At 56.6% G+C, this 4,198-nt stretch carries 4 protein-coding genes and 1 pseudogene; 2 read left to right on the top strand and 3 right to left on the bottom strand.

Features of this window, described 5'->3' with window-relative positions; all coding sequences use genetic code 11:
- Positions 1–705, top strand: a 705-nt coding sequence (locus Q1B15_RS04700) for a GntR family transcriptional regulator (RefSeq protein WP_366141672.1), incomplete at its 5' end; no start/stop codon positions are given.
- Positions 706–1,000: 295 nt separating this feature from the next.
- On the opposite strand, the gene Q1B15_RS04695 is transcribed toward Q1B15_RS04700, so the two are convergent.
- Positions 1,001–1,246: a hypothetical protein gene (locus Q1B15_RS04695; protein WP_299750890.1), complete on the bottom strand. Its 246-nt coding sequence runs from the start codon at positions 1,244–1,246 to the stop codon at positions 1,001–1,003.
- An 88-nt stretch (positions 1,247–1,334) separates the two neighbouring features.
- On the opposite strand from Q1B15_RS04695, the pseudogene Q1B15_RS04690 reads away from it, so the two are divergent.
- Positions 1,335–1,903: pseudogene (locus tag Q1B15_RS04690) on the top strand (DDE-type integrase/transposase/recombinase).
- Between the two features lie 88 nt (positions 1,904–1,991).
- Here the strand turns inward: Q1B15_RS04690 and Q1B15_RS04685 are convergent.
- Together Q1B15_RS04685 and Q1B15_RS04680 are read right to left on the bottom strand one after the other, a co-directional pair.
- Complete coding sequence (locus Q1B15_RS04685) at positions 1,992–3,269, bottom strand: hypothetical protein (protein ID WP_299750885.1); 1,278 nt, start codon at positions 3,267–3,269, stop codon at positions 1,992–1,994.
- A gap of 264 nt (positions 3,270–3,533) precedes the next feature.
- Positions 3,534–4,198: TRAP transporter large permease subunit (locus tag Q1B15_RS04680; protein ID WP_299750882.1), on the bottom strand; the 665-nt coding region annotated here is incomplete at its 5' end.

The following is a 4,198-nucleotide window of genomic DNA, read 5'->3' as shown; positions in this document are numbered from 1 at the left end:
GAGCTTGCTATGCTAAATGATCCCTCTGCCCTGACCATCGCACGCAAATCCCTGCACCTTGAACTGGTGGACCGGCTGCAGCCGCTGATCATTGGCGGCGAACTGGCCCCGGGCACGAAAATCCCGGAAAAATTGCTCTGTGACAGGTTTGGTGTGTCCCGGACGCCGATGCGCGAGGCGCTCAAGGTGCTGGCCTCGGACGGGTTGATCCGGCTTGAGCCCAACCGCGGGGCCTGGGTGACGATGGTCACCATCGATGAGGTGCAAGAGGTATTCCCCGTTTTGGGTGCGCTGGAGGCCCTGTCAGGCGAACTGGCCTGCCAAAACATTACAGACGATGAAATCAAGGACGTGCGCGATCTGCACAACCAAATGATACAAAGCTATGAGGATCGGGATCTGGATACCTATTTCCTGATCAACCAGAAGATCCACCGCGCCATATTGCTTGCCGCGCGCAACCACACGCTGACGGCGTCCTGTCAGGCCCTGGCGCTGCGCATGCAGCGGGCACGGTATCTGGCCAATATGTCAGAAGGCCGGTGGTATGCAGCGGTTCAGGAACATGAAATGATCATGACCTGCCTTGAGACGAGAGACAGCAAAGGTCTGTCCCAAACCCTTCATGAACATATGGACGCCAAGCGCGTTTCTGTCGTGCGTTGGCTTGAATCACAAGAAGCCTCAGGGGACGCGGACGCCTAACTGTCTTTCTGAGAAGGATGCAGCTTGCGCCCCTGCGAAAGGCGCTTAGGACAGCGGTTTTTCCTTCGGGCAGATTGCGCGTTGCCTCTCAGATTGGGTCTAACCTGGCTGAGAGATTTGTTGGATGCGCCGCACAGGGGCAAGACACCTGAAATCACTTCATATGGGGGTGACCGGTATGTCCATGCATGGTTGTGCCAAGCAATTCGGAAGGGACGCCAGGCTTCGAGAAAGTGAAGCCCGGCTTGAGAGACGCTGAAATCATCGTCTAACGAGAACCAGCTCAAAACGCCTATTAGTTCAAGATCCGGCTCAGGTTCTCATACTTGGCCTCCGCTAAGTCGATATCGCGGGCAGCAATGGCCAACTTCAATGTATCAAACTCGTCCTTGCCCTCCCCGGGACCCGTTATTAACCGCTTCTTTTCGGGATCGGTTGCCAAAGTGCACAAACCGTCCGTAATGGCCTGTCTGCGCTCTTTCGCGAGTACTTCTTCGGCCAATTCATCCTTGATCTTCTGGCCCTTGCTACTTGGCACCATGACCTGCGTCAGCCCGTCACCTTCACCAGGGCTCTGTCAGAACAAATTGGGTTGCGGCGCCGGCAGGGTGGTTTCGGAGCCTTCTCTCATAACGAAAACAGACCCATTCAAGGGCTTTCAGAGCAGCCCCGAGGTTATCCGCCCAGCGGTCATGATATACGTTCGATTTCCACTATCGCTCCGCAATGTCGAGGACCTGCTGCACGAGCGTGGCATCGAGATCAGCCACGAAACTGTCTGTGGTGCGCTGTCGATCACGAAGGCGAAGTGCTGGAAAGCTATGTAACCAAACTCCGGGATCGCAAAGCAGCATTAAAATTTCTAAGAAAATCGATGAAGCGATACGGCAACCCAAAGATCATCGTGACCGATCGATTGCGCTCCTATGGCGCCGCGATGAAGGATATCGGCAATGCATCTTGGCAGGAGACAGGCCGCTGGTTGAACAACAGGGCCAAGAATTTTCACCTGCCATTTCGACGGCGAGAGCAAGCCATGCTTCGCTTCCGGAGAATGCAAAGTTTGCAGAAATTCGTCGCCGTTCACGCGTCAATCCACAACCACATCAACACGGAGCGCCATCTCTACAAACGCCCAAATTTCAAGCTCACCCGAACCGCTTCTCTTGCCGAGCGGCGCGGTCTTTGTGCGGCATAAGGGGCAGCCTCGCGTTCCTAGCGGAGTCTGGTTCGCATCCGTCTGACACCACTGCTCTGATCGTTCGGCTGGGATTCCGCGCCTGGCGTCATGTCGGAGCTGGAGGCACCACGGCAAGAAAATAGGATTCATTACCCACCTCGCAAACCGTTCCACAAACCTTGCCGGCCTCAATATCTATCAGCCAAAGAATGCTGCTGCCAGACCCTCCCTTGGCCCCACCGATGACACATGCGTAGCGACCGCAAACTGCGATCCCTCTTGGTCGCGACGGGCCACCGCCCGGAGCATCCGGATAAAGACAATGGCGCTCGGCTGGTTGCCCCGCCAACGCCGCCTCGACATCAAGGATCGAGATGGCATTGGTGCGAAAGCATGACGCAACAAGCAGTTTGCCATCCTGCGAAAATGCAACACCAAACGGACGGCTATGCTCGGTTCCATTAGCGCCGCCCACAGGAACGCGGGCGACTTCAGCATCGGTGCGGCCAGCCGCCGCGCGCGCAACATCGATGATCGAGACAGTGCCGCCTTCGTAGGCGTGTGACATGCTTTCGCGCGACGCAACGGCAACGAGGGTTCCGTCTGGGCTGAGTGCCATTCCGAACGGCCCGGTTTCCACCTCGACGCGGTTGATCTCGGCATCCGGTGCTCCGGATAGAGACGCTTTGAGGTCCAGAACGGACACATCGCTAAGGCCGCCGTTGCCAACGAAGACAACGCCTCCGGACAACGGTGAAATCACGATACCGGTTGGGTTTGGATAATGGCCGAAGGTTGCGTGCGGGCTGTCATGTTCGCTCGGGGTCGTGGCCGGGTGGGTCGGATCAACCTTCAGCGGCACACGCGCCGAGACATGGCGCGACGCCACGTCAATAACCGTCACCTCGTCGCCGCCGTCTTCGCTTCCTTCCGCTTCTCCGCAATTAACAAGCAGCGAGGCGCCATCAGGTGTCATTGCACAGCCCACCGGCCCGGTGCGACCTGTGGATACGAATTCGACGACAGCCCCGAGGCCGTCATTGTTTGCGGGGTCAAGCGCTGCATTGATATCTAGAACCGTTACCAGACCGGGGTGCCCATGCTGATAGGCCGCTGCCGCCTCTTGGGTGGCGTCTCCCGAATGGCAGACAACATACGCATAGCGCCCAGTTGCGTCGACGGCGACCATGACTGGCTGTCCGCTTGCACGGGCATCTGGCTTACCGTCACCGTCAAGGTCGAGGTCAGGCGTGACACGCGGACGCGAGATGACGGCGTGAGAAGTCTCATTGTTCTCAGGCAGCAGCGCTTTTTCAATGTCCACGATGGCGACATTATCGTCCCACCGCCCACTCACGATAATATGCCCAGCCTGCCCGGTCATTCGCCTCTCTCCGCAAGCTGGTGGGCGCGTCCCACTCCACTATGCCCGCGCTTGAGTTCATATGGAATGCGCGAAACCGATGTTTCATCTGCCGCCGCCCCGAAAGCTTCTGGCACGATGCCTAGCTGGCGATCGCCATTTCGAGCGCGATGATCGACAGCGCTTTGTCGTGAACAATCTGCCAACGGAACACGCACATGGCGGGCCCCGACTCTCATATTAATTTCCACTGCTGGAGACCTTTCTGATGCCATTCGGACGATGCTAGTTTCGCATGATGTTGGGTAACCATGTTGCCACCGCCGGTACTGCGATCGCGAACAACATGAACGCGACAATACCCAGAAAAAACGGCGTATTGGCCTTCATCACCCGGATCTGATCAACATTCGCTATTCGACCCGCGATGATCAGCGCGATAGCCATCGGAGGGGTCACCTGACCAATCACCACTGCAATAACCATCAGCACCCCAAAATGGACGAGGTCGATATCATATGCGATCAGGGTGGGCAGGATAATCGGCAACAATACGGGTATCAACGGATCAAGGATCATGCCTGCAAGTATCGCGAGAGTGACAAGAGCCAGAATTCGCAGGAATTCACTGTCATAGAAAACCATGACATCGATAATCTCCACAAGGAATTCCGGCACACGGGCATTTGTCAATCCTGCCCCAAGCGCGAATGAAAGACCGACGATTATCAAGAGTTCGCCGCTCATCTGGACTGCGTTCACCAATACCCGGTAGAGGCCTTTTAAATCCAGAACGCGATGCACGACCATCGCGAGGATCAAAGCATAAACCACCGCAAATGCTCCAGCCTCGGAAGGCGTAAATATACCAAGAACAAGGCCACCTACGATGATGAGAGGCATTCCAAAAGAAAGGAGCGCACGTCTTCCCGTCCGGAACACCTCATCCA

The organism is uncultured Boseongicola sp., from assembly GCF_937988555.1.
Taxonomy (GTDB): domain Bacteria; phylum Pseudomonadota; class Alphaproteobacteria; order Rhodobacterales; family Rhodobacteraceae; genus Boseongicola.
Note: the sequence above shows the minus strand (reverse complement) of the source record. Positions and strands in the feature narration are given on the sequence as shown.